Raw genomic sequence first — 26,960 nt, forward strand, 5'->3', positions numbered from 1 at the left:
ATATTTAAATTAATTATATTACTTTTGTCTCATAAATATTAATTAAAGACCTATAAAATGATACATACAGAACAAATTCTCTCTTCAAAATCCGAAGTTTTGATTTCAAAAGAAGACCAATACGGCGCACATAATTATCATCCGTTACCGGTAGTTTTAGAGCGAGGGGAAGGAGTTTATGTCTGGGATGTTGATGGGAAAAAATACTTTGATTTTCTTTCTGCTTATTCAGCCGTGAATCAAGGACATTGTCATCCAAAAATTGTTGGAGCAATGGTAGAGCAAGCTCAAAAGTTGACCTTAACTTCTCGTGCTTTTCACAATGATAAATTAGGCGTATTCGAAGAATATATTACTGATTATTTTGGCTTTGATAAAGTTTTACCAATGAATACTGGAGCTGAAGCGGTAGAAACTGCTTTAAAATTATGCCGTAAATGGGCGTATGAAGTGAAAGGTATTCCAGAAAATCAAGCACAAGTGATTGTTTGCGAAAATAATTTCCACGGTAGAACTACTACTATTATTTCTTTTTCTAATGATGAAGGAGCGCGTAAAAGTTTTGGTCCATTCACCGAAGGTTTTATCAGGATTCCATATGATGATATTGATGCATTAGAAAAAGCGTTACAATCTTCGCCAAATATTGCTGGATTTTTAGTGGAACCTATCCAAGGTGAAGCTGGAGTTTATGTTCCATCAGAAGGTTATTTGGCTAAAGCTAAAGCACTTTGTGAAGCGCATAATGCACTTTTTATTGCTGATGAGGTACAAACTGGAATTGCTCGTACCGGTCGTTTATTGGCTACTTGCGGGAATTGTTCTTGTGAAAAAGGTTGTGAGAAAACACCTGAAGTAAAACCAGATATTCTTATTCTAGGGAAAGCCATTTCTGGTGGCGTTTATCCAGTATCGGCAGTTTTGGCCAATAATGAGATTATGAATGTGATCAAACCAGGGCAACACGGATCTACTTTTGGTGGAAATCCAGTGGCTGCTGCTGTCGCTATTGCTGCTTTGGAAGTGATAAAAGATGAGAATTTGGCTGCTAACGCAGATCGCTTAGGAAACATACTAAGACAAGGTTTAAATGATATAGCTGCCAGAAATCCATTAATTGCTTTGGTGAGAGGAAAAGGTTTGTTGAATGCTATTGTCATCAACAGCGATGAAGATTCTGATTTGGCTTGGGATATTTGTTTGCGTTTTAGAGATTATGGTTTGTTAGCCAAACCAACTCACGGAAACAAAATTCGTTTTGCACCACCATTGGTAATTACCGAAGAGCAAATTCAAGAGTGTTTAGCGATTATTGAAAAAGCGTTAAATGACTTTATCTAGGAAGTTGTATGAAGCCTATCAAATTAATTAAAAATAGATCGGATATCGGAGCGGGAACTCGCGGCTCTGATTTAGGAGTAGATGCTATTGAAATTGCAGCTATCAATCAAGGAAGTGATTATTTTAACCAGTTTCCTTTTGAAGATATTAAAACGCACAACGAGTCGATTTATGATAAAGATCGAAGTACAGTAGCTAAGCGTATTGAGCACGTTGTGGAGCAATGTATTCGTGTAAATAACTCGATTCAGAAAAACTTGAAAGATTATTTTCCTATTGTACTTTCAGGAGATCACTCCTCGGCTTTAGGAACGATTAGTGGCATAAAATCTGCATTTCCAGAACAAAATGTTGGAGTGATTTGGATTGATGCCCACGCCGATTTGCATTCACCATATACTTCGCCATCCGGTAATATTCACGGAATGCCTTTAGCGGCAGCATTGGCGAATGATAATTTGGATGCTAAGACAAATGCTGTTGATTCTGATACTCAAAAGTATTGGGAAGAAATGAAACAGATAGGGTACAAAGGACCTAAAATTCAGCCAGAGAATTTGGTGTATTTTGGAGTTCGCGATACGGAAGAAGCAGAAGACCAACAAATGGAACGACTGTCTATTCGCAATTATAAAGTAGACGAAGTACGTTATAGAGGTTTAGAGACTTGTGTGGCAGAAGCTTTGGTAAAGCTGTCTCATTGCGAAGTTTTGTATATATCCTTTGATGTTGATTCGATGGATTGCGACTTGATTTCTTATGGAACAGGAACACCAGTAGCCAAAGGATTTGATCAATATGAAGTGATTGCTATAATAGATCAAATCATTAAGACCAAAAAAGTAGTTTGTATAGAAGTAGTTGAGGTGAATCCTTTGTTGGATACAAAAGGGAATAAAATGGCAGAGACGGCATTTCAGGTGCTGGAGGCAGTTACTTCAACTTTAGTTTTACCCATTGAGTAAGTAGGTTTTTTTTATATATGTTGATTTAGTTGAAAAGGCTTAAAATCATTTTGATTTTAAGTCTTTTTTTTTGGTCTAAACTCAAATATTAAAAGACAAAAATGTTGAATGAAATATTAAAAAGTGTATAAGATAGTTTTGATAAAAATGGTTGGTAAAAAAGCTGTAAAGCACTGTGAATTATAATGAAACTCAAAGTTAATTTGAAATTCATTTCAATTCATTATTGTCATTCTTAACTATTTTATATTGTTCTCTCTGTCTCAAATTTGAATGTAACGAGCGATGTAAAGCTTAATTTTGTCAGATAGAAAGAATAAATGATTTTGAGGTTTTTTTAATCGAACTAAGCTTGTGTTCAATCATTTTGAGCCATAAAAAAAAACCACTCCGATTTTGGAGTGGTTTTATATAACTAAATCAAGAAATTATTAATATCCAGGATTTTGAGTGATCAGTTTGTTAGTATTTAATTCTCGCAATGGAATTGGGAATACTAAACGAGGATCATTGTATTGGTAAGTAGCAGTTTGCCCCACAATTGTTTGCTTGTTTCTTTTGATATCGTGAATCCAGAAACCTTCAAAGGCTAATTCTAATTTTCTTTCAGTAAGTACATCAGCCAAAGTTGGAGCTGCAATACTAGAGGCTTTTGCACGATTACGAATTCTGTTAATATCATTTGCAGGGGTGTCTCCAACAGCTGAATTCAAACGAATATTTGCTTCAGCACGAATTAAGTATAATTCAGCTAATCGGATAACATGAACGTTTGCAAACTGATTGGTGTATTTTAAAGTTAATGCATCGCCAAAGCTGTTTTCGTAGTAGAAATCTTGTCTTTGGTCATTTGCATCAGTAAATAAATTAAAATAACCGTTACCCATAGCGATATCACCACCTCTTCCTCCATTTTGAGTAGAAGCATGTAAATTATTGATTTGGTTGTCTCCAGTTTGTGTTGTAATTTGGATAGCAAAAACATCCTCTGGTTGATCTACATCATGGTTATACGCTGCTGTTAAGCTTGAAGATAAACTGTAACCTCCATTTGTAATTACATTGTTTGCAGCTGCTAAAGCTTCAGTATACTTTTGTTGTTGTAAATATACTCTAGCCAATAATGCTTCGGCCATATATTTGTTTGCAAATTCACCGTTTGTAGATGGTAAATCAGTAATGGCACTTTTCAAGTTGTTTACTACAAGAGTATACACATCTTCTACTGAACTTCTTTCAGCAGAAAGATCTACACCTAAGTATTTGTAGATAGCTTTTGGACGAATTACAACTCCTAATTGTGAATTAGTTTTTCCGCTTTCGTATGGTAATGCAAAAAAGCGAACTAGGTCAAAATACACTAATGCTTGGATAAACTTTGATTCTGCTATGGCTACTTTTCTGTCACCAGCATCAGCAATTTTATCAGCATTCTCAATAACAATATTTGTTGCATTGATTACATCATAGCTTTCGCGATACAAGTCTTCTGCAAATATGTTGTCATTTACAATTGTTTTTGAGAAAATATCACCAAATCCTGCAAAAGTACCATACCATTCTACATGTGTAGTACTAGATCTGACTGTTGCTCCTAGTAAGTCACCCATTACTTGAGTTCTACCACCGTACAATGAACCATTTGCGAGGTTTGCATATGCTCCTACAAGAACTTGTTTAACTCCACTTTCTGTGTTTAATACAGAGCTGCTTTCTAAGCTTTGTTTTGGATTCAGTTCAAGCTCACTTTCACAACTAAATAGAGTTGCAGTAAGTAAAGCAGTAAGGTATATTTTTATATTTTTCATGTTTAAAAATTTTAGAAATTAAAGTTAGCTCCAATTGCGAAAGTTCTAGCAGGTGGTGCAGAATAGAATTCTTCTCCAATTCTGTTTCCTTGGTCTGCTCTAGCTTCTGGATCATAGCCACTGTAGTTTGTAAATGTTAATACATTTACACCAGTTAAATAAACTCTTACTTTACTTAATCCAGTTTTTTCAATAGCAGATTTTGGTAATGTGTAACCCAAAGTTAAGTTTCTTAAACGAATAAAATCAGCTGCATCTAAATATCTTGTAGATGCTTGAGTTCCATTACCTCCTAAGTATCTTGCTTGAGGAACATTAGTAATGTCTCCTGGTTGTTGCCAACGATTCATTTGATCCACAGTTTGGTTATCCCAGAAGTCACCATTTGCAGATTGGTAGATACCTGCTGAATTATAGATACTAGCTCCCCATTCTCCTTGGAAAGTGAATGAGAAATCTAAACCTTTATAGTTTATTGTATTAGTTAAACCTGCCATTAAAGTTGGGAAAGGGTTTCCTGCAATAACTCTATCTGCTTCGCTATAATCATTTGTTTTGGTTCTGTCAATTGAACCATCAGCATTCTTTGTATTCTTATAAAATAAAGCATCACCATTAGCTGGGTCTACACCTGCGTATTCTACTAAATAGAAAGAGTTGATGTTTTCCCCTACACGGTTTATTGTAAATGAACCGATGATGTCTTGATTGTTATCTGGTAACTCAAGAACATTTGAATTATTCGTAGTTAAGTTCAATGAGGTTGTCCAATTAAAGTCATTAGTATCAATGATTTTAGCATTAACTACAAACTCAAATCCTTTACTTTCTACTAAACCAATATTTCTTGCAATAGTAGCCGCACCTGAACTTATTGATAATGGCACATCAAATAATAAACCATCAGTTCTTTTATTGTAGTAGTCAATTTCTCCAGTAATTCTATTATTTAAGAATCCGTAATCGATACCTAAATCTAATTGTTTTGATTTTTCCCAAGTCAAATCGTCGTTTCCTGGTTGAGTTGGAAGTAAACCTGATTTTAAGTTATAAGAAGCACCACCATACAAAGATCTTGAACGGAAATTACCAATTTCGGCATTACCAGTTTCTCCATAAGAGGCTCTTAACTTTAAGTTAGAGACAACACTGTTATCTTTTAAGAAATCTTCTTCAGAAATTACCCAACCAGCAGAAAATGCAGGGAATATACCGTATCTTTTGTTTACACCAAAACGAGAAGAACCGTCTCTACGAATACTCGCTTTTAGTAAGTATTTGTTGTTAAATGAGTAAGAAGCTCTCGCAAAGTATGAATCAAATGCGTAGTCAGATTCACTACCAGAGCCATCTGTTACTTCTGCACCAGAATCGATTGTTTGTAAATCATCACTAGGGAAATAGATAGAAGTTACATCTTGGTAACGACTTGCAAAACTAGTGAATTCGTGACCAGCTACTAAGTTAATGTTGTGTGATTCTCCAAAAGTTTTGTCATATGTAAAGTAATTTGATAGAGTATACGACTCATTGTTTACTGAAGCTGCAAATACTTCTCCATTTGTTGCAATGAATGGGTAATTTGCTCCATACCAGTTGTCTTGTGTTTGAGAGTATAAATCATACAAAACATCTGAATTGAATTTTAAACCATCAAATAATTTTAATTCTCCAAAGAATTTACCTGTAACTCTTCTAATAACTGTTTGATTATTACCATTATCTAATGCAGCCAAGAAATTTACATATTGTGTAGCAGTATTTGCTGTTCCATCAGCGTTTCTAGCAGGCGAGATTGGCGCTTGTGCAATTGCTTGCAAAGGAGTAGTAAATGAGTTGTCATTTGTATTTCGGTGAATTAATGATCTTGAAAAAGCCAAGTTCATTCCAACAGAAAATTTATCTGAAATTTTAGTTGAGATATTGTTTCTAAAGTTAAAACGCTCTAAATCATTAGCTACTAAAATACCAGAATTTTTTTGATATGCAGCAGATATAAAATAAGTAGTCTTGTCATTTCCACCTGCAGCTGAGATGTCAGCATCAGTAGTGTAACCTGTTCTAAAAGCTAGATCTTGCCAATCTGTATCTACTTCTCTGTTTCTCCAATCAGTACCAGCGGCTAATTGATCAAACTTTCTTCCAGGTCCTGTAGGATCTGAGAATCCTTCATTTAATCTAGCCTCAGTAAATAGCTCGATGTATTGGTCAGCATTTAAAAATTCTCTTCTGTTCGTAGCTTCACTAATACCTTGTGATAAGTTTACAGAAAAGGAAGTTTTTCCAGCTTTCCCTTTTTTTGTTGTAATTAAAACAACTCCATTAGCCCCTCTAGCTCCGTAGATTGCTGCAGAAGAAGCATCTTTAAGTACATCGATAGATTCGATTTCGCTTGGAGTTAATGTTAAAAGGGGGTTTAATGGTGCACCATTAGTAGATTCGTTTTGATTAATCAAAGGCATACCATCTAATACATATAAAGGTTGAGTACCAGCGCTGATACTTGCTTGTCCACGTACACGGATATTAATTCCACCTTCTACTTTACCGTTAGTTTGAGTAATTTGTACACCAGCTAACTTTCCAACTAATGCATTTTGCACATTCGAAACAGGGATGTTTTGAATATCTTTCGCTTTTACCCCTACAGTAGCATCAGTCATTTTCCCTTTTGATTGAGTACCATAACCTACCACTACAACATTTTCTAGTAAATTTGAAGCATCTTTCAGTTTAACAGCAACTTTTGCTGAAGCTTTCACTTCAACTGTTGACATACCTACAAAGCTTACTACTATAACATCATCTAAGGAAGCTTTGATTGCAAAGTTTCCAGAAAAATCTGTTTGTGTGCTTGATTTTGTACCTTTAACAAGTACGTTAGCTCCTGGAATTGGTATTCCAGCTTGATCTGTAACAACTCCAGATACTGTTATTTCTTGAGCTACTGCTATTTGCACAAACAATGCAAAAAGCAAACTCAAAAAATGCTTAAAATTGATTCTCATGTTAAAATTATTTAAGATTAGTTGAGCCAAATATCACAATATAATGTTAAGGAAAAAAATTAAATTTGATTAAATGTCTTTATTTCGGCGTTTTTTGTGAATAATTGACTTTTAAACTTAAAATTATCGTTAATTTATGTTTTTAGTCTTTGTTTTTTGATAAATTTTCATTTTTAATCTTGAGATTCGTCTTGTTAAAAATGCTATTTGACTATTTAGGACTTGTTTTAAGTTAAAATTTTTCTTTTAAAAGATGTTTTTAAGTTAATATTCAACTTTAAACTCTGGTCTAGTCGAAAATTTTAAGATATTTTTTTTAGGTTTCAAATAAATAATTTGCAACTTTTGTGATATCCCTAAAAAAGAGCACAATTTTTTTTCAATTAAGAAAAAGAGTAAAAAACAATATTTTGTCTTTTACTCTTTTTTATTCATTACTGTTTTTCTATGATCAGGAGAAAGATTTCTATTAATAATAGTAAGATGTATTAGTACCCTAAATAATCAAATGCTTTTTCGGAGAATTTTAAGTTGATGTCTCGACACTCTTCCAAAATGCCTGAATAATTTTGTGCTTTTTTACAATCGGATTTGAAAGTGTCTATGGATGAAAAAAAAGGTTGGTATTTAAAAGTATAAAATTTTGAGGAGTTAGGGAAGACCACCACTTTTTTATTCATTAATAAACTCCAGTACATAGCATGATAACTATCGGTTACTATGGTATCTGTTTGTGCAATAAATGAAATAATATCTTCTAAGCTTGTAGTATTTGAAGTCGAAGGATAATCCTTGAATTTTGCTAAAACTTTGGGATTGTTAAGTGTTTTTTTGTGAAATATTAATCCAATTTCGTTAATTACCTCTGATTTTGTGTCTAGTATAGGATGTAAGCAACTCGCACAAGGAATCCATTCTTCTTTCATGTCATAATCACGTACGCCTACTAAACCAAATTTTTTGGTGTCAATATTATATTCTGTCACTTTACCAAAGGCTTTTGGATTCTTTTCATTATGTCCCAAACCCCATAAGACCATTTTCTTATTTTTATGACTTAATTTCTCAAATAAATGCATTTGTTTATCAAAGCTTCCTCTATTAAGTAAACCTCCTCCGCCTATAATCAAGGAATTTTGAGAAATTGTATCTATAAAGTTTTGTTTTATAGTAGGATTTAAGCTTTTGTAATCAAAAATGTCTAGAGATTGTTGTAATTGATCAAAGTAGTGGTGAGGTGCACAGTAATAGTCTCCTATGTTTTTTTCATCAATCCTGTGGATGTTTACGATTCCATTATTCTCTTGTGAATTACGAGCAATAGTATCAAGAACAATTTTAGAAGAGATTGTTTTTTGTAATGATGAGAAGATAGAGGATATCGCCATTATTATGGGTTTAGTTAAATCAATTATAAAATTTTAAAACGTAAAGATACATGCTTTGTGTTTCTATAACCAAATTTTTATGAATTCAACATTTTTTACTTAGTTGTACAAAATTTACTTTCAAAATTGAAACAGTTTGTAAAACGCTTAGCAAAACTTACCTTTGCCCTAAAGATTTTATTTGAAAGAGGCTAATCCTTTAAGCAGTAATTTCAATTTGAGTCTTCAATTTTTAATTCATTTAGTATATGAAATATATAGTAAGTCCATTATTTGCCGCTTTTGCTGCGAAAATTCAAGAGTACATCTTTACTTTTCAATCATCTGGTACTCTTTTTGGAGATGGGCAACGAAATAAAATTAAATTGTTTGAATGGAATGATCGTACTATCAATATAAAATCATTCAAAATTCCGAATCTAATCAATAAAATCGCTTATCGTTATTTTAGGAAATCAAAAGCAAGACGTTCTTTTGAATATGCAACCACTTTGCTAGAAAAAGGAATTGGTACTCCGCAGCCTATCGCTTATTTAGAGAATTATAATTGGCTTGGTTTGACGAGTAGTTTTTACGTAAGTGAACATTTGGTAACCGAATTAACTTTTAGAGAATTGGTTGAAATTCCAGAATATCCTGAAAATGAAATCATCTTACGACAGTTTACACAATTCTGTTTTGATTTACATGAGAAAGGAATTGAGTTTTTAGACCATTCGCCGGGGAATACTTTGATTAAAAAAGTTGGAGACCAGAAATATGCTTTTTATTTGGTAGATCTAAATAGAATGAATTTCCATACAACTATGGATTTTGATATGAGAATGAAAAACCTAAGTAGATTGACGCCAAAAAAGGAAATGATTGCTATAATGAGTGATGAATATGCAAAGTTTTATCCCCAACCTAAAGAAATTGTTTTTGAAAAAATGTGGTTTTTTACTCAAGAATTTCAACAAAAATTTGCCAAAAAGCAACGATTGAAAAAGAAATTAAAATTTTGGAAGGCTTAGTTGTTTGAACGCAATTTTTTTAATTCTTGAAAGCGTTCATAAACGCTGTAAGCATTCAAATAGCATATAATCATTCCTTTCTTTCCATCTAATATTCCTAATCGAATAATGTATTGATATAGGAATTGATATGCGGGTCGAATATAAAAATGAAAAACATTTGGAACCGTACCTTTGTTCAATTCCTCTATAGCCTTCATTTTTCCATATTGAATCATTTTGTATTTGTAACTAGAATAATCAGTATAAGAATAGTGCAGGAGTTTGTTTTTAACTGCACCTGATTTTCCATTGACAATCAGTTTTTCGTGAACTATTTTGTTACCATCATAGTACCCATTTTCTTTTCGAAAAAGGCGATAAATTTTATCGGTTTGCCAGCCACTAAAATGTAAGGGTTGCTTATTGAACAAGAAAGTCCGATTGAATTCATAGGCAATAATCGAGTTTTCTTTTTGAATGATGTTTTTTATTTCTTCTTCGAGAGCTGGGTTGATTCTTTCGTCGGCATCAATAAAAAGAATCCAAGGATAGGAAGCCAAATTAATCGCAAAATTGCGTTGGTCGGCGTAGTTGATAAATTTGTTTTGGATGATTTTCACATTTTCAAAACTTGACGCAATGCTTACCGTAGCATCTGTACTGTGAGAATCTACAATAATGATTTCATCAGCAAAAGACAAGTTTTCGATGGCGCTTTTTATATTACTTTCTTCATTGAAAGTGATTATTAAAGCACTTAAACCATTTTCTAATTTTGCAGAATTGCTACTACTATTTTCCAAAATCAGTTACATTTTGATCTAGAAATTGATTTAACTGCTCTATGAAAAATTCAGGTTTGAACTCTTGATACAATTCAAGCGCTTCTTTCTTAAGTTCTTTTTCTGATTTTGAAGTAAATAATTCAGGTTTGAAATCTTGAAGATGAACAGAACAATGTCTTATGCCATCTTCAAAAGTGGCCCAAATTTTCTTTTCTATCCAAGGAGAAAAGAGGATAAAGGAAGGTTTGTTTAACGCTTTTGCCATATTGATAGCTCCTCCGTCATTACCTATAATTACGTCACATTCGTTCATAAGGGCGATATAGGAGCGCAAATCTCCTCCCAATACCTCAAAATAAATCTTTTGTTGGGTTTCTTTTTGGCAAGCATTATAAACGGTTTTGGCAGCTTCTAACTGTTTTGGAAAATAATTGAAAAGAATTGCAACATCTCTATTACTAGCAATGCTATCTACTACAGTAGCCATATAGTGCAGTGGATAGGTTTTTAAGTTCTCACTGCCCAGAAGGCTAATCATTATTTTCTTTTTATCGCTTTTTACAAGATGCTGTTCTAAAAGTGTCTTCGCTTTACTGGTTTCCTCCTCTGTTACGAATAATTGAGGTAAAGGATCTATGGATATTGATAATCCCAGAGGTTTAATTAACGAAAGGCGTCTTTCGATAGCTAAACCAAGATTGGTTTCTGGATAAGCTTCAAAAGGTACATTATCAGTGTATAAAAAAGTACGTCCTGGTTTTTTATAGGATATTTTTCTTTTGGCTCCACTTATGGCTGCGATTAACCAGCTTTCTAGTTTTGAGTAAGCATCAATTAATATATCATATTTTGTAGCTCGGATTGAAAGTGCTAATTGTAATAAAGCACTCTTGCTTTTACGATGTTTTTCTTGAAATAAAATGATATTGTCAATACTTGAATTCCCTTCCAAAACGGGAGTTGTAGCTTCATAAACCAAATAATCAATTTGAGCTTTGGGATAGGCTTTTCTTAGATTATTACAAATGATAGAACTGATAAGAACATCACCAATCATTTTTTGTTGTATGACAAGTATTTTCATTTTATTTCGGCATCTTTTTTACAGTTACAAATTGAAGCAAAAAAAACAAATATTGCTAATTTGTTCTAGAAATAAAAAATTCCAAATTCCTCTTGAAGTCAATTGGAATTTGGAATTTCAGCATTTTTTATTGAAATTAAACTGCTACATCATATTCGCGAAGTGCATTGTTTAGTGAGGTTTTTAAGTCTGTTGAAGGTTTACGAGTTCCAATAATTAAAGCGCAAGGAACTTGGAATTCACCAGCAGCGAATTTTTTAGTATAACTTCCAGGAATTACAACTGAACGTGCAGGAACAAAGCCTTTCATTTCAACAGGTTCATCACCAGTAACGTCTATAATTTTTGTAGATGCAGTTAAACAAACATTAGCTCCAAGAACCGCTTCTTTTCCTACGTGAACACCTTCAACAACAATACAACGAGAGCCAATGAAAGCACCGTCTTCAATAATTACTGGAGCTGCTTGTAAAGGTTCCAATACACCACCAATACCAACACCACCACTTAAGTGTACGTTTTTACCAATTTGGGCACAACTTCCAACAGTAGCCCAAGTATCAACCATAGTTCCTTCGTCTACGTAAGCACCAATATTAACATAACTAGGCATTAAAATCACACCACTTGAGATGTATGCTCCATAACGTGCTACGGCATTGGGAACTACACGAATTCCTTTTTCAGCATATCCTCTTTTTAATAACATTTTGTCATGATACTCAAAAATTCCAGATTCCCAAGTTTCCATTTTTTGAATAGGGAAGTACATTACCACTGCTTTCTTTACCCATTCATTTACTTGCCATCCATCTCCAACAGGTTCTGCAACACGAAGTTTACCTGCATCAAGTAATTCAATTACTTCTCTTATTGCATCAGTTGTAGTAGTTTCTTGTAATAAAGCTCTGTTTTCCCAAGCTTGTTCTATTATAGTTTGTAATTCGTTCATGTTAAAAATATTTTTTTACAAAGATAATTCGATTTTTTGTAAATCTAACTTTGTTCAATTAATAGTAACATTTTTAATCTTTTTGTGAAAAATAATTAGTAAAACGAATCTATAAGCGTAAAACAAAAGAAAATTCCATTTTCGATATCGATATCGAAAGGCAAATGATAAAAATCATATTTTAAAAAATGTGTAATATATATTTTTGCCCTTTATCTTAATTGTACGATAAGCAATACAAAAGTAAAACCAACCTTAAACCAAAAAAATGGAATCAAATCAGTTATTTAAACAGCCGACTATCATTGACAAAGAGGTAGTTTGGGACAAGTCGAGAGTCATTATGAGTAAAACCGACCATCGAGGAATCATCGAATATGCAAATGAGGTTTTTGTGGATGTTTGCGGATACGAAGATTACGAACTTATGGGACAACCTCATAGTATCATTAGACATCCAGATATGCCAAAAGTACTTTTTAAAGTATTGTGGGAAAATCTAAAACTAGGAGGTAATTTTCACGCTGTTGTTAAAAATCTAGCAAAATCAGGTAGGTACTATTGGGTGGTTACTGATTTTGAATCAACCAAAAATGAAGATGGAGAAATTACCCATTACTTTGGTAGAAGAAGAGCTGTTCCTCAAGAAATAATCACTAATTACATTGAACCATTATATAAGAAATTGCTGCAAATTGAGAAAGCAAGTGGAGTTGAATACAGCGAAAAATATTTGATAGGATTTTTAGAAGAAAAAAATCGTTCTTACGTTGAATACATCAATGACTTGTTTACTGAATACGAGCGTTCACAAAGACCTGAGACACCAATTGCGGTTGAAGAAGAAAAAGGTTTCTTTAAACGTTTTTTTGGTATTCTTTAGTTTTTTGAATTGCAATATACACAAACCGCTTCAATACATTGGAGAGGTTTGTGTTTTTGAATTCAATAGATTTCTTTGTGTATCTTTGCGCCAATAAAAAAGTTACAAATGCCAAGAATTCTCGCCATAGATTACGGACAAAAGCGAACTGGAATAGCAGTTACTGATGAATTGCAAATTATTGCTTCTGGCTTAACAACTATCCCATCAGCTACTGCAATTGATTTCTTGAAAGAGTATTTTGCCAAAGAAAAAGTAGAAGCGGTATTGATTGGAGAACCCAAACAAATGAACGGAGAGCCTTCTCAAAGCGCCTCTATCATCAAAGGATTTGTGACGCATTTTACCAATCATTTTCCTGAGATGAAAGTCATTCGTGTCGATGAAAGATTTACTTCTAAAATGGCTTTTCAAACGATGATTGATAGCGGATTAAACAAGAAACAGCGCCAAAATAAAGCGCTTATCGATGAAATATCGGCTACAATAATGCTACAAGATTATCTGAACAGAAAGTAATTCTATTGCTTTAGTTTAACTTATAACATACTTTATTTTTATTGTTGGTTTTGTAAATTAACTCTTTACAAATTTGGTTTTATTTTGATTTTTTAAAGACTACTTTTGCACCTTTAAAAAAAATAATGATTATGCCAGATACAACAATACGTACCAATAGTGATGTGGTTTTAATTGGTGCAGGAATTATGAGTGCCACTCTAGGTTTGATACTTAAAGAGTTACAACCCGATTTACAAATTGAAATTTTTGAACGATTAGATGCAGCAGCTCTTGAAAGCACTGATGCATGGAATAATGCTGGTACAGGACACTCTGCTTTTTGTGAACTGAATTATACTCCTGAAGACCAAGCGGGCACTATTTCAGATAAAAAAGCCATTGCTATTGCCGAATCGTATGAGGTTTCTAAACAATTCTGGGCGTATCTTATCCAACAAAATAAAATAACTAGTCCAGAAGAATTCATTAGCAAAGTACCTCACTTGAGCTTTGTTTGGGGAGAAAAAAATGTCGAGTTCTTGAAAAATAGATTCGAATTACTTCAAAAGAGTCCATTATTCAAGGACATGGAGTATGCTACAGATTTTGAAGCATTAAAAAAATGGATGCCATTGGTTATGAATGGTAGAGAAGCATCAAAGAAGGTAGCAGCTACCAAAATGGATATTGGTACCGACGTAAACTTTGGTGAGTTGACAAAAAAAATGTTGCATTACCTCACTCAATTGGAAGGTGTAACTATCTACTTTGACCACGAAGTTAGAAAGTTAAAACAAACAGAAGACAAACGTTGGAGAATCAAAATCACAGATTTAGCCACTGGACAAAAAAGAAAAGCCTATACTAAGTTCGTATTTATTGGTGCTGGTGGTGGTTCTTTGCCTTTGTTAGAAAAAGCAAAAATAGAAGAAGGAAAAGGATATGGTGGTTTTCCAGTAAGCGGACAATGGTTAAAGTGTACCAACCCAGAAGTTATCGCGCAGCATGCTGCTAAAGTTTATGGTAAAGCCAGTGTTGGTGCGCCTCCTATGTCGGTTCCTCACTTAGATACTCGAATGATTGATGGTCAAAAAGCCTTGTTGTTTGGCCCTTTTGCTGGATTTTCAACGCGATTTTTAAAGAATGGTTCTTATACTGATTTACCTAAATCTATTCAGTTAGATAATATTTATCCGATGATTTCAGCTGGATTGAAGAATTGGCCATTAACGAAATATTTGATAGAACAAGTACGTCTTACTCAAGAAGAGCGTATTGAGGCTTTAAGAGAATATTTCCCAAACGCTTCATCTGAAGATTGGCATTTAGAGAAAGCCGGACAACGTGTACAAGTAATCAAAAGAGATGAGTTAGAAGGCGGTGTTTTAGAATTTGGAACAGAAGTAATCAATACGCAAGACGGAAGTTTGGCAGTTTTACTTGGAGCGTCTCCTGGTGCATCTACTGCTGTAAGTATAATGCTAGAGTTGATTGGAAAATGTTTCGAGCAAGAAATGCAATCTGCGGAATGGCAAGAGAAAATCAGAAAAATGATTCCTTCTTATGGTCAAGCGTTAAATGAAAATCCAGCTTTGTTGGCCGAAGTTAGAGCAAATGCCGCTGAAGTGTTGAAATTATAAAATAGCAATAGTTTTTAGAAAGCCTCTTTTTCAATCAGAAATTGAGGCTTTTTTTATTCTTTTTCTACTAGTAATTTTGTGTTTTTTAGAATATTCTCAGAAAGATTAATCAACCAAACCAATTGTTCAATAATAAGTTGCGCTTCTTGCATTTGAACTTTATTGGCGGCGTCTGAAGGGTTCTTCTCAGTGATTTCCTTTAATCGGATAGCCATAAGTTCCGTAAATCCTTTTGCTTTTTCAGAAGTTGAAATCGGATTGGTTTCAGAGGAATAGGAGGGATTTAAAACCAGTAATGCATCGTCTAAGTTTTGTAAGACAGTTGCCATCACACGATTGAAGGCGTCAGAAGCAGCCGTTGTTTTGTGTGATTGAATGTATGTTCCCATTGATGCAATGGAAGAAAGTAAGGTATGATTCAAAACAGTCAATTTGTATACTTGAGCAATCTTTTTTTGTTTTGACTTTGGTTCTTGACTCATACGTTGAAACGATGCCATAAGGTTTCCAATCTCAATAAAGGCATTTTTTCTAGCGACCTTATAAACCGTTGTAACACTTCCTTTTTTGTTGTAGAAAAGTGCAATTTCATTAAGGTATTTTCTATTGGCGAGGATTACTTTTTCTATATGGTTGGGTGTATTTATAAATTCCCAAGAAGGCCAAACAAAATGATTGAAAGTATAAGCCAAAACAGCTCCAACTATGGTGTCAATAATTCTAAATTCAATTACATTGGCAATGTTGGGTGTAAGTATACTGTACAAGAAAACCACATACATCGTTACAAAAGTAGCGCTGATTTTATAACTAATGTTGGTAAAAGACATACCCAGAAGCACACATAAAATAGCCATCAAACTCAAAACGACATTATTGTCAATGAAGTAGATACAACCAAAAGCGATGAAGCCTCCAAGGAAAGTTCCAAAAGTTCGCTGAAACGAACGTTCTTTGGTTAGCCCATATCCAGGTCGCATGATTACAATGATGGTGAGTAAAATCCAAAATACATTTTGAAAAGGCAAAAAAGTACCAATCAAAAACCCAAACAAGAGTGTAATCGATAAGCGTAGTGAATGTCTAAAAAGAGTAGAGGAGAAGCTCAAGTTATTAATAAATGTAGACAAGGGATAATACTGAGGTGTAAGGAATTTTTCCAACTCTTTTCGATGTACCACAACATCTTCCTCTTTTATTTTTAGATTAAAAGCGCGCTCAATAATCTTTATTTTTTCGACCTGACTTTCTGCATAATGCAACATAGTGGTCAACATAATTACTCCTTCTTTTGCTAAATCTTCTCCTAGACTTTTTTCATATTCTAAAATAGTAGCTTCGAATTTTTTCAAATCATCTACTAACGAATGCTTGGAGCGATAGGTTGTTCTGCTCTCAATATTTTTACTCAATTGCTTCAAGGTCTTTTTTAAATTGGTCGCAATTGTGGAGTAGCTTTTGATGATTTGAGGATGGGCGTCAAATTTTTCGTGTAGCGTTTTGTGGTCAAAAGCGGTAGCCAATGCCAACTCTAATATTTCTACTAGATTGACAAATACAATCAAGAGTTTTCGATTTTGAGCCGAATCCGAAGATAATGATTGGTTACCTATTAATACTTTTCGAATATTCTCGTGATTGGTGTTGATTTCGACTTGTAAAGCCAGTTGTTTTTCGGTTATCGTTTTTTTATCCGCATCAATTTTCCATAAATCTGCTCTAAGTTTTAAATATTTTGCAGTCAAGTCAATACAAGAAGCCAATTGCAATTCAACAAAACGATACGGATTTAGGTAATAAAAAACCAACGAAATCAAGAGATAAAATAATCCTCCAGCAAACATTAATCCAGAATATTGCAGCATTTCCCAACCCGAATGCAAATGAGCAAACGATAAGCAAATAGCTAATAGGCACGAAAATGAAACCGCTGTTGCTCTTTGTCCATACACCGAAATCATCGAGAATAGAAAAATGAGCAAGCCAAATAATGGATAAAAAATAATTCCGTAAGGATATGCCAGATTGACCAATAAATTGGCAAAAGCAACCAAAATAGCAGCTACTATAAGCCCATTAATTTTATGCTTCAAGCTACTTGGTATATCACTTGGATAGGTGAAAAAAGCACCTAAAGCAATAGTGAAACCTACTTCAAAATGTCCCAAATATGCAAAAACCAACACTGGAGTTACTGTTGCTATAGTGACTTTCAAAGCATTGGTGAAATGCGTGCTATCGGTAAATTTTCGTATTTCTTCAAACATAGTGGTAATTTCATTTCAAAGGTAAGAATTGTATGCTTCTGAAGATGTACAATTGTGCTTCGAATTTGGTTAATTGAGGAAAAACGAAACTTATTCTCCATTAGGAATTCGGCATTGTTGAAATTTTACTATTTTTGCCAACCAATAAAAAAGGAAAGAATCCCTTTTGTGGCATAAACTTAATTACATTAATAATGATTTTACCAATTATAGGGTACGGTGATCCTGTTTTAAGAAAAGTTGGAGAAGAAGTTACTCCAGATTATCCTAACTTAAAAGAAGTAATTGCAAACATGTATGAAACCATGTACAATGCTTCTGGAGTTGGTTTGGCTGCAGAGCAAGTAGGTTTACCTTTGCGTTTGTTTGTAGTTGATACGACACCGTTCAGTGATGATGACGATTTAGAAACTGCGGCTCAAAATCAGTTAAAAGGTTTCAAAAGAACATTTATTAATGCCAAAATCATCAAAGAAGAAGGTGAAGAATGGGCTTTCAATGAAGGTTGTTTGAGTATTCCAGATGTGCGTGAAGACGTTTACAGAAAACCGATTGTGACGATAGAATACTGTGAAGAGGATTTTGTGATGAAAACCGAAGTTTTTGAGGGTTTGATAGCAAGAGTTATTCAACACGAATATGATCATATTGAAGGGATTTTGTTCACAGATAAAATATCATCTTTGAAAAAAAGATTGATTCAAAAGAAGTTGAAAAATATCATGGAAGGAAAAACATTTCAGGAGTACCGAATGAAATTTTTTGCCAAAAAAGGAAGATAAATTAGGGTGTAGTTTTACTGCTTATTTTCAAAATAATGCTAGCCAAACTATTAACAACCAACAATAAAAATAGATACAATGAATTTAGAAAAAATTTTAGCGATTTCAGGTAAACCAGGTTTATTTGCATTGAAAGTACAAACAAGAACAGGTTTTGTTGCAGAATCTTTATTAGATGGAAAAAAAGTAACAGTAAGTTTAAAAAGTAACGTGAGTTTGTTGACTGAAATCTCTGTTTATACTTATGATGCTGAGAAACCTTTGGCTGAAGTAATGTCGAATATTGCTAAAAAAGAGAACAACGGAAAGGCTATTTCTCATAAAGAAGATAACGCTACTTTGAATGCTTATTTTAGAGAAGTGCTTCCTGAATATGATGAAGAAAGAGTATATGCATCAGATATTAAAAAAATCTTGAACTGGTACAATATGTTACAAGAAAGAGGTTTAGTTACTGATGATGCGCCACCAGCGGTTGGGAAAGAAGAATCAGTTACTGAGGAAGTAGCTGCTGAAGCAAAACCAAAAAAAGCGAAAGCTAAAAAAGAGTAGTAGTACTTATACCAATATAAAATCCTGTTAAGTCGTTTTCTTGACAGGATTTTTTTATTTTTACCAAAAACCAAAATCATGAATTCTAGAGCCGACCAGTTAGCAGCCTTCGATCGATTGTTAACAATAATGGACGAATTGCGAGAAAAATGCCCTTGGGACAAGAAACAAACCTTGCAATCATTACGTCACTTAACCATTGAAGAAACCTATGAGTTAGGGGATGCTATTTTAGATAATGACTTAAATGAAGTTAAAAAAGAGCTTGGTGATTTGCTACTTCATTTGGTTTTTTATGCCAAAATTGGTAGCGAAACACAGGATTTTGATATTGCCGATGTGTGTAATGAAATTTGCGAAAAACTCATTCATCGTCATCCTCATATTTATGGAGATACTATAGTGGAGAATGAGGAAGAGGTAAAGCAAAACTGGGAAAAACTTAAATTAAAAGAAGGAAAAAAATCAGTTTTAGAAGGCGTTCCTAGAAGTTTACCAGCCTTGGTGAAAGCTAGCCGAATTCAAGATAAAGTAAAAGGAGTAGGATTTGATTGGGAAGAACCGCATCAAGTTTGGGACAAAGTGCAAGAGGAATTGCAAGAACTTCAAGAAGAAGTGGCGTCGGGAAATCAAGACAAAATGGAATCGGAGTTTGGAGATGTTTTATTTTCAATGATTAATTATGCCCGTTTTTTAAACATCAATCCCGAAGATGCTCTGGAACGAACCAACAAAAAGTTTATCAAGCGATTTCAATACTTAGAAAGCAAAGCAGAAGAACTAGGGAAACCGCTTATGGATATGACTTTGGCAGAAATGGATGTTTTTTGGAACGAAGCCAAGAAACTTTAAATTCAAATTAAGCCTTTTATATTCTATTTTATTCAAACTCATACATGTCAGCAAACACAACCGAATTAAAGCGTTCTTTAGGGTTATTAGACGCTACTAGCTTAGTAGCCGGATCAATGATTGGTTCAGGGATATTTATTGTTACATCAGCGATGGCCAGAGATGTTGGTTCTGCCGCATGGTTGCTATTGATTTGGGTTGTGACCGGTTTGATTACTGTTGCTGCTGCTTTGAGTTACGGAGAGTTGGCAGGAATGATGCCTAATGCAGGTGGACAGTTTGTTTACATTCAAAGAGCCTACGGTCGCCTGGTTTCTTTTCTCTACGGCTGGACGGTTTTTTCGGTGATACAAACGGGCGTAATTGCTGCTATTGCTGTTACATTTGCGAATTACAGTGCTGTATTTTTTCCTGTTTTGGATACCGTTTTATTCCAATCTGGGAGTTTTGTTTTTTCTAATAAACAGGTACTTGCCGTTTTTAGTATTTTTATTTTGACCTATATTAATACCAAAGGAATCGAGAACGGAAAATGGATTCAATTGATATTAACGGCTACTAAATTATTGGCACTTTTTGCGCTTATAATTTTAGGAATCTATGTTGGGTTACAAAAAGATATTTTGTCGGCTAATTTCAGCAATATGTGGGAAGCTAGCAAGACAGTTGTGCATCCTGATGGTTCTGTTACAGTGACAAAATTAGTTGGAACAGCAATTTTAGGAGCAGCTACTGCTACGATGATAAATTCATTGTTTTCTAGTGATGCATGGAATAACGTCACGTTTATCGCAGGTGAAATAAAAGACCCCAAGAAAAATATTCCAAGAAGTTTGTTTTTGGGAACTTTGATTGTTACCGTGATTTATGTTTTGGCCAATTTAGCTTATCTATCATTATTGCCAATGCACGGAAGTCCTAATAGTAATGAAGTAGTTGCAAACGGAATTATGTTCGCCTCCAATGATAGAGTAGGTGCTGCAGCTGCGAGTATGATTATGGGAAATACGGGTGTTTTCGTGATGACCGCATTAATAATGATTTCCACCTTTGGTTGTAATAGTGGACTAATACTATCGGGAGGACGATTATTTTATGCAATGGCTAATCAAGGATTGTTTTTTAGAAAAGCTACAGGACTCAATAAACATCAAGTACCTGCCAAGGCGCTTTGGGTACAATGTATCTGGGCATCTGTGCTTTGTGTATCTGGAAAGTTTGGTGATTTATTGACCTATGCCACTTTTGCTTCTCTATTGTTTTATATCTTAACGATATTGGGTGTTTTTATTTTAAGAAAAAAAGAACCCAATGCGTTGCGACCATACAAAGCATTGGGTTATCCTATTGTTCCTGCACTTTACATTCTAGTTGCTACAGGTATATGTTTGACACTCTTAGTTTATGAAACAGTAAATACAGGAATTGGACTAGCAATTGTTGCTTTGGGAATTCCTATTTACTATGCTGTTTTTAAGAAAGAGTAAAGCGCTTATTCGGCTACTTTTTTTAGCTTATTCAAGTCTTTAATGGCGATTTTTTTGCCCACTAATTCAATTAATCCAGTTTTATTGAATTCGGATAGAATACGAATACAGCTCTCAGTAGCAGTACCAATCATTCCCGCTAATTCTTCTCTAGAAAGTTGTACTTTGAGTGTGTTGTCGGTATTTTTGCCAAAAGTCTCTTGTAAATAAATTAAGGTTTCTGCTAATCTATTTTTGACTGTCTTTTGTGCCATTGAGACAACATGTAAATCAGATTCTTTCAAGTCACCACAAATAGATTTCATCATGCTTAATGAAAACTGATTGTTTTTATTGAAAAAACTCAAGATTTCAGATTTTGGAATAAAACATACCTCCATATCCTCAAGCGCTATAGCTGAAAGATTTGCAGGTTCGTCACTAACCATTGAACGCTGGCCAAGAAGTTCACCAGCTTTTACCAATTTTACAATTTGATCTTTTCCGTTGGTACTGAGTTTGGATAGTTTGCAAAAACCATCTTTAACACAATACACACCGTTAATCACTTCACCTTCTTCAAAGAGAGGCTCACCTTTTTTAATGGTGTAAGAAGTTTTACAACTAGCAACTTTTAAGAGTTCTTCTTTGTTTAGTGCTTTTAAAGAACTAAATTCACGTACAATACATTGCTCACATTTGCTCATTAATGTCTGGAATAATTTTGAGCAAAAATAAACAAAATTATGACAAAAATCATATTTTTAAGCGAATCAATTGGCAACCTTTGCGGCACTTTAATAGGAAAAATAAATTATGGAAAAAGAAAATTGTTTTCACTGCGGCTTAGACATTGAGAAGGCTGATGAAATCCATTTTGATACTAAGATTTTTTGCTGTAACGGTTGTAAAACGGTTTATGAAATATTTAGTGCGAATGACCTTTCTTGCTATTATGACTTTGAACAATCGCCTGGAGCAACGCCTCTTGACATTGCAGGAAAATATGATTTTTTAGATAACCCAACTATTGTTGCCAAGCTTCTTGATTTTCAGGAAGAAAACACAGAAATTATTTCCTTAAGCATTCCACATATTCATTGCAGTTCTTGTATTTGGATTTTAGAAAATCTGCAAAGATTGCAACCAGGAATCAATACTTCGCAGGTTAACTTTCCTGAGAAGAAAGTTAGAATCAATTACAATCCAAACTTGGTATCGGTAAAAGATATCGTTTATCTTTTGAGTTCTATTGGGTATGAACCCTACATAAGTCTTGAGAATTACGAGACTGGAAAAGAAAAGATTGATAGAAGTTTGACTTACAAGTTAGGGGTAGCCTTCTTTTGTTTTGGTAATATTATGTTGCTCTCTTTTCCTGAATATTTTGAAGTGGAAGAATATTGGTTGAATCAATATCGTGGTTTTTTTCGTTGGTTGATTTTTGCCCTTTCTTTACCTAGTTTCTTTTATTCGGCAAGTGGATATTATGTATCGGCTTATAAAAGTATTCGTTCCAAAATGCTGAACATTGATATTCCAATTGCGCTTGGGATAGTAGTCATGTTTATCAGAAGTACCTTTGATATTATCATGGATTACGGTTCTGGATTTTTTGATAGTTTATGTGGACTGATTTTTTTCATGCTTTTGGGAAAAATGTTTCAGATAAAAACCTATAGTTTTCTGAGTTTTGAAAGAGATTTTAAATCCTATTTTCCTATTGCTATTACCCGAATTAATCCTGATGCTTCTGAAGAAAGTATTCCTGTTTTTGATATTCAAAAAGGAGACCGTTTATTGATTCGAAATCAAGAGTTGATACCTGTTGATGGTATTTTAATTAGCGAAAAATCAGAGATTGATTATAGTTTTGTTACGGGTGAAGCAATTCCAATTGTGAAGCAATCAGGAGATAAAATTTTCGCAGGAGGAAAACAAATTGGGAAAGTAATCGAAATGGAAGTATTGCATTCTGTTTCTCAAAGTTATTTGACGCAGTTGTGGAGTAATGATGTTTTTCAGAAGAAAGTCGAGCAAAAACACAAAACCATTACCGATGCAATTTCGCGTTATTTCACTCCTATTTTGTTATTGATTGCATTTGCAGGTTTTGGGTATTGGATATTTTTTGATGCCAATACGGCTTTCAATGTTTTCACCGCAGTTTTGATTGTAGCTTGTCCTTGTGCATTGGCTTTGACTGCGCCATTTACTATGGGGAATGTGTTGCGAATTATGGGAAAACAAAAGTTCTATCTCAAAAATGCTTTGGTAATAGAACAATTGGCCAAAGTCGATACTATAGTTTTTGATAAAACAGGAACTATAACGACCAATAAAAAATCGAATATTAGTTATCAGGGTATTGAGTTGAGCATTGAAGAACAAGCTTTGATTAAGAGTGTTTTGAGAGCTTCTAATCATCCTTTGAGTAGGATGCTCTATGATTTTTTGCCTGAAACCAAAAGAGAAAAAGTTATTCTTTTTGATGAAATTCCGGGAAAAGGAATTCAAGCCAAGATTTTAGATAGGCAAGTTCAAATTGGTTCTGCTTCTTTTGTAGGTAAAGTGCAAGAGGAAGGGCTGCAGCAAACCGCGGTTCATATCAAAATTGATGAGGTGTATTACGGTCATTATGTGTTTAATAATGAATATCGAACTGGTTTAGAAGATTTATTTCAGTTGTTGAATAAAAAGTATGAAGTAAAAATTTTATCCGGAGATAACGAAGGTGAAAGGCCTACTTTAGAAAAAATACTTCCTGATGGTGTGGAATTGGTTTTTAATCAAAAACCAGATGAAAAATTAGCTTTTATCAAAGAATTGCAAGAGCAAGGCAAAAATGTGATGATGGTGGGCGATGGTCTAAATGATGCTGGAGCTTTAGCGCAAAGTAATATTGGAATTTCAATTTCAGAGAATGTAAATGTGTTTTCACCAGCTTGTGATGCGATTCTCGATGCCTCGGAATTTTTCAAATTAAACTACTTTTTAAATCTGTCCAAAGACGCTATAAAAACCATAAAAATGAGCTTTGGATTATCCTTGTTGTATAATGTAGTGGGGTTATCATTTGCTATCACTGGAAACCTCTTGCCGTTGGTCGCTGCCATCATTATGCCTCTGAGTACCATTACGATAGTGAGTTTTGTAACGATTATGAGTAATTACTATGCACGAAAAAAAACTAACAGATTTAGTTAGAAATATTATTTTTTTTGCATAATTTTAACAAAACAAGATTAAATATGATAAAAGTCATATTTTGAAATTTTTCTTAAAAGTATTTTTGTCCATATAAAACTTATAGTATGAGTGTCATTTATCTTTTAATCTCCATCAGTATTTTTGTCGCTATAGGCTTTTTTGTTGCTTTTGTTATTGCAGTAAGAACCGGACAATACGATGACGATTACACCCCTTCTGTGCGAATGCTCTTTGATGATGAGTTAGCCAAAAAAAATCAAAAATCAACAATAACAAAAGAAAACTAATTTAATTATGGAAATGCAACAATTTTATTACGACAACAAAATTGTAAAGAAGTTCATTTACGCAACCATCGTTTTTGGTGTTGTGGGAATGCTTGTGGGCCTTATTTTGGCTTTTATGTTTCTTTTTCCAAACGTAACCGAGGGGATTTCTTGGTTAAGTTTTGGTAGATTGAGACCTTTACATACTAACGCTGTTATTTTTGCCTTTGTAGGAAACGCAATGTTTGCCGGGGTTTACTACTCTTTACAGCGATTACTAAAAGCAAGAATGTTTAGCGATTTCTTGAGTAATCTTAACTTTTGGGGCTGGCAGTTAATCATTGTTGCCGCAGCAGTCTCATTGCCCTTAGGATATACTTCATCTAAAGAATATGCTGAGCTAGAATGGCCAATTGATATTGCTATTGCTTTGATTTGGGTTGTTTTTGGTATCAATATGATTGGAACAATGCTTAAAAGAAGAGAGCGTCACTTGTATGTAGCGATTTGGTTTTACATAGCTACTTTTATTACCGTAGCTGTTTTACATATCTTCAATAGTTTAGAATTGCCTATTTCGGCAATGAAAAGTTACTCAGTTTATGCTGGGGTTCAAGATGCTTTAGTACAATGGTGGTATGGTCACAACGCAGTGGCATTTTTCTTAACAACACCGTTCTTAGGTTTAATGTACTATTTTGTGCCTAAAGTAGCCAATCGTCCTGTTTATTCTTATCGTTTATCAATCATTCACTTTTGGTCACTGATATTCTTATACATTTGGGCTGGACCACACCACTTATTGTATTCTGCATTGCCAACTTGGGCACAAAACTTAGGAGTAGTTTTCTCAGTGATGTTGATTGCGCCATCTTGGGGAGGTATGATTAATGGTTTGTTGACTTTGAGAGGCGTTTGGGACAAAGTTAGAGTTGAGCCTGTTTTGAAATTCTTCGTAGTGGCAATGACGGGTTATGGTATGGCAACTTTTGAAGGACCAATGTTGTCTTTGAAAAATGTTAACGCTATTGCACACTATACGGATTGGATTATTGCACACGTTCACGTAGGAGCATTAGCTTGGAACGGATTTATGGCTTTTGGTATTATTTATTGGTTAATCCCAAGAATGTCAAAAGGAACTTTATATTCTACTAAATTGGCGAATTTCCACTTCTGGATTGGAACTTTAGGAATTATACTTTATGCATTACCAATGTATGTTGCAGGTTTCTTGCAAGCTTCAATGTGGAAACAGTTCAATCCTGATGGAACATTAACTTATGGAAACTTCTTAGAAACAGTAACTCAAATTATGCCAATGTATTGGATGAGAGCTGTTGGTGGAACTTTGTATTTAACTGGAATGTTGGTGTTAGTGTATAACATTGTACAAACCGTGCGCAACAGCGATGCAATTGAAGATGAATTAGCAGAAGCTCCTGCACTACAAGATATCAGCTCAAAACGTTTTAGAGGTGAAAAATACCATACTTGGTTAGAAAGAAGACCAATACAAATGGCAATTTTAGCTACTGTAGCTATTTTAATTGGAGGTATTATTCAAATTGTTCCAACTATTATGGTCAAATCGAATATTCCAACCATAGCGAGTGTGAAACCTTATACTCCTCTAGAATTAGAAGGACGTGATTTGTACATCCGTGAAGGTTGTGTTAGCTGTCACTCTCAATCCGTTCGACCATTCAGAAGTGAGGTAGAGCGTTACGGTCCTCAGGCTAAAGCAGGAGAATTTGTTTACGATCATCCATTCCTTTGGGGGTCAAAACGAACAGGTCCAGATTTGCAACGTGTTGGTCAAAAATACAATGATAACTGGCACTTTAACCATTTCTGGAGTCCACAAAGTATTTCAGCAGGTTCTATTATGCCAAGTTACAAATGGTTGTTTGATAACAAGCCGATGGATGTTTCTATGACCGAAAAGAAAATGAAAGCAATGGTTACTCTTGGTGTTCCATATACAGAGGCACAAATTGCCAACGGACAAAAAGACCTGAGAGCACAAGCTATCAAAATTGAAGAGAGCTTGAAAAATGATCCTGACTTCGTGAAAAGTTACGAAGAGAGTAAAAAGAAAGCAGAAGCAAGAGGAGAGAAATTTGTTCCGATGAACGAAAGAGAGATTGTAGCTTTGATTGCTTATATGCAACGTTTAGGTACTGATATCAAAGTAAAGGACAATAAATAAGAA

The 26,960-nt window shown here is 34.2% G+C and carries 21 protein-coding genes; 13 read left to right on the plus strand and 8 right to left on the minus strand.

Annotated elements, in window-relative coordinates; genetic code table 11:
- Positions 1-57: 57 nt before the first annotated feature.
- Complete coding sequence (gene rocD / locus FLAVO9AF_RS06970; RefSeq protein WP_159686244.1) at positions 58-1,341, plus strand: ornithine--oxo-acid transaminase; 1,284 nt, start codon at positions 58-60, stop codon at positions 1,339-1,341.
- 8 nt (positions 1,342-1,349) lie between these two features.
- Positions 1,350-2,306 (plus strand): arginase, encoded by a 957-nt coding sequence (locus FLAVO9AF_RS06975; RefSeq protein WP_159686247.1) that lies wholly within the window; start codon positions 1,350-1,352, stop codon positions 2,304-2,306.
- Between the two features lie 431 nt (positions 2,307-2,737).
- Here FLAVO9AF_RS06975 and FLAVO9AF_RS06980 read toward each other — a convergent pair whose 3' ends face one another.
- From FLAVO9AF_RS06980 to FLAVO9AF_RS06990, 3 genes are all read right to left on the minus strand, one after another.
- Positions 2,738-4,114, minus strand: coding sequence for a RagB/SusD family nutrient uptake outer membrane protein (locus FLAVO9AF_RS06980; RefSeq protein WP_159686250.1), 1,377 nt, complete (start codon positions 4,112-4,114; stop codon positions 2,738-2,740).
- An 11-nt stretch (positions 4,115-4,125) separates the two neighbouring features.
- Positions 4,126-7,122 (minus strand): TonB-dependent receptor, encoded by a 2,997-nt coding sequence (locus tag FLAVO9AF_RS06985; RefSeq protein WP_159686253.1) that lies wholly within the window; start codon positions 7,120-7,122, stop codon positions 4,126-4,128.
- A gap of 488 nt (positions 7,123-7,610) precedes the next feature.
- Positions 7,611-8,510: a polysaccharide pyruvyl transferase family protein gene (locus FLAVO9AF_RS06990; protein ID WP_159686256.1), complete on the minus strand. Its 900-nt coding sequence runs from the start codon at positions 8,508-8,510 to the stop codon at positions 7,611-7,613.
- A 248-nt stretch (positions 8,511-8,758) separates the two neighbouring features.
- Between FLAVO9AF_RS06990 and FLAVO9AF_RS06995 the strand changes: the two genes are divergently transcribed.
- Positions 8,759-9,523, plus strand: a complete 765-nt coding sequence (locus FLAVO9AF_RS06995; protein ID WP_159686259.1) for a lipopolysaccharide kinase InaA family protein — start codon at positions 8,759-8,761, stop codon at positions 9,521-9,523.
- On the opposite strand, the gene FLAVO9AF_RS07000 is transcribed toward FLAVO9AF_RS06995, so the two are convergent.
- The 3 genes from FLAVO9AF_RS07000 to FLAVO9AF_RS07010 all read right to left on the minus strand — a co-directional run bounded on the left by FLAVO9AF_RS07000 (position 9,520) and on the right by FLAVO9AF_RS07010 (position 12,326).
- On the minus strand, positions 9,520-10,308 hold the full coding sequence (locus tag FLAVO9AF_RS07000; protein WP_159686262.1) for a glycosyltransferase family 2 protein: 789 nt from the start codon (positions 10,306-10,308) through the stop codon (positions 9,520-9,522). The two genes, FLAVO9AF_RS06995 and FLAVO9AF_RS07000, sit on opposite strands and share 4 nt — an antisense overlap.
- On the minus strand, positions 10,298-11,374 hold the full coding sequence (locus FLAVO9AF_RS07005) for a glycosyltransferase family 9 protein (protein ID WP_236552289.1): 1,077 nt from the start codon (positions 11,372-11,374) through the stop codon (positions 10,298-10,300). Before FLAVO9AF_RS07005 ends, FLAVO9AF_RS07000 begins: the two co-directional genes overlap by 11 nt.
- A gap of 136 nt (positions 11,375-11,510) precedes the next feature.
- Positions 11,511-12,326 (minus strand): 2,3,4,5-tetrahydropyridine-2,6-dicarboxylate N-succinyltransferase, encoded by an 816-nt coding sequence (locus FLAVO9AF_RS07010; protein WP_159686265.1) that lies wholly within the window; start codon positions 12,324-12,326, stop codon positions 11,511-11,513.
- Positions 12,327-12,594: 268 nt separating this feature from the next.
- On the opposite strand from FLAVO9AF_RS07010, the gene FLAVO9AF_RS07015 reads away from it, so the two are divergent.
- From FLAVO9AF_RS07015 to FLAVO9AF_RS07025, 3 genes are all read left to right on the plus strand, one after another.
- A complete protein-coding gene (locus tag FLAVO9AF_RS07015; protein WP_159686268.1) occupies positions 12,595-13,209 on the plus strand; it encodes a PAS domain-containing protein in 615 nt (204 codons plus the stop codon).
- A gap of 108 nt (positions 13,210-13,317) precedes the next feature.
- A complete protein-coding gene (gene ruvX, locus FLAVO9AF_RS07020) occupies positions 13,318-13,728 on the plus strand; it encodes a Holliday junction resolvase RuvX (protein WP_159686273.1) in 411 nt (136 codons plus the stop codon).
- A gap of 131 nt (positions 13,729-13,859) precedes the next feature.
- On the plus strand, positions 13,860-15,350 hold the full coding sequence (locus FLAVO9AF_RS07025; RefSeq protein WP_159686278.1) for a malate:quinone oxidoreductase: 1,491 nt from the start codon (positions 13,860-13,862) through the stop codon (positions 15,348-15,350).
- Positions 15,351-15,403: 53 nt separating this feature from the next.
- Here FLAVO9AF_RS07025 and FLAVO9AF_RS07030 read toward each other — a convergent pair whose 3' ends face one another.
- Positions 15,404-17,617 carry an FUSC family membrane protein gene (locus tag FLAVO9AF_RS07030; RefSeq protein WP_159686282.1) on the minus strand — a complete coding sequence of 738 codons (2,214 nt, stop codon included), beginning with the start codon at positions 17,615-17,617 and terminating at the stop codon, positions 15,404-15,406.
- Between the two features lie 194 nt (positions 17,618-17,811).
- On the opposite strand from FLAVO9AF_RS07030, the gene def reads away from it, so the two are divergent.
- From def to FLAVO9AF_RS07050, 4 genes are all read left to right on the plus strand, one after another.
- Positions 17,812-18,399: a peptide deformylase gene (gene def, locus FLAVO9AF_RS07035; protein ID WP_159686285.1), complete on the plus strand. Its 588-nt coding sequence runs from the start codon at positions 17,812-17,814 to the stop codon at positions 18,397-18,399.
- Positions 18,400-18,477: 78 nt separating this feature from the next.
- The gene (locus FLAVO9AF_RS07040) at positions 18,478-18,951 is read left to right on the plus strand and encodes a DUF5606 domain-containing protein (protein ID WP_159686289.1); all 474 of its coding nucleotides are present in this window, start codon (positions 18,478-18,480) and stop codon (positions 18,949-18,951) included.
- A gap of 78 nt (positions 18,952-19,029) precedes the next feature.
- The gene (gene mazG / locus FLAVO9AF_RS07045) at positions 19,030-19,803 is read left to right on the plus strand and encodes a nucleoside triphosphate pyrophosphohydrolase (RefSeq protein WP_159686294.1); all 774 of its coding nucleotides are present in this window, start codon (positions 19,030-19,032) and stop codon (positions 19,801-19,803) included.
- Between the two features lie 44 nt (positions 19,804-19,847).
- Positions 19,848-21,290, plus strand: a complete 1,443-nt coding sequence (locus tag FLAVO9AF_RS07050; protein ID WP_159686296.1) for an APC family permease — start codon at positions 19,848-19,850, stop codon at positions 21,288-21,290.
- A gap of 5 nt (positions 21,291-21,295) precedes the next feature.
- Here the strand turns inward: FLAVO9AF_RS07050 and FLAVO9AF_RS07055 are convergent, their stop codons facing one another.
- Positions 21,296-21,976 carry a Crp/Fnr family transcriptional regulator gene (locus FLAVO9AF_RS07055; protein WP_159686301.1) on the minus strand — a complete coding sequence of 227 codons (681 nt, stop codon included), beginning with the start codon at positions 21,974-21,976 and terminating at the stop codon, positions 21,296-21,298.
- A gap of 109 nt (positions 21,977-22,085) precedes the next feature.
- Here FLAVO9AF_RS07055 and FLAVO9AF_RS07060 point away from each other — a divergent pair, with 109 nt between their 5' ends.
- The 3 genes from FLAVO9AF_RS07060 (at position 22,086) to ccoN (ending at position 26,957) form a co-directional block, all read left to right on the plus strand.
- Positions 22,086-24,476 (plus strand): heavy metal translocating P-type ATPase metal-binding domain-containing protein, encoded by a 2,391-nt coding sequence (locus FLAVO9AF_RS07060; protein ID WP_159686304.1) that lies wholly within the window; start codon positions 22,086-22,088, stop codon positions 24,474-24,476.
- Positions 24,477-24,583: 107 nt separating this feature from the next.
- Entirely contained in the window at positions 24,584-24,766 is a 183-nt protein-coding gene (gene ccoS, locus FLAVO9AF_RS07065) for a cbb3-type cytochrome oxidase assembly protein CcoS (protein ID WP_064715144.1), read from the plus strand.
- A gap of 7 nt (positions 24,767-24,773) precedes the next feature.
- Entirely contained in the window at positions 24,774-26,957 is a 2,184-nt protein-coding gene (gene ccoN / locus FLAVO9AF_RS07070) for a cytochrome-c oxidase, cbb3-type subunit I (protein WP_159686307.1), read from the plus strand.
- The last annotated feature ends 3 nt before the right edge of the window (positions 26,958-26,960 follow it).

Origin of the sequence: Flavobacterium sp. 9R, from assembly GCF_902506345.1 — a bacterium.
Classification (GTDB): Bacteria; Bacteroidota; Bacteroidia; order Flavobacteriales; family Flavobacteriaceae; genus Flavobacterium.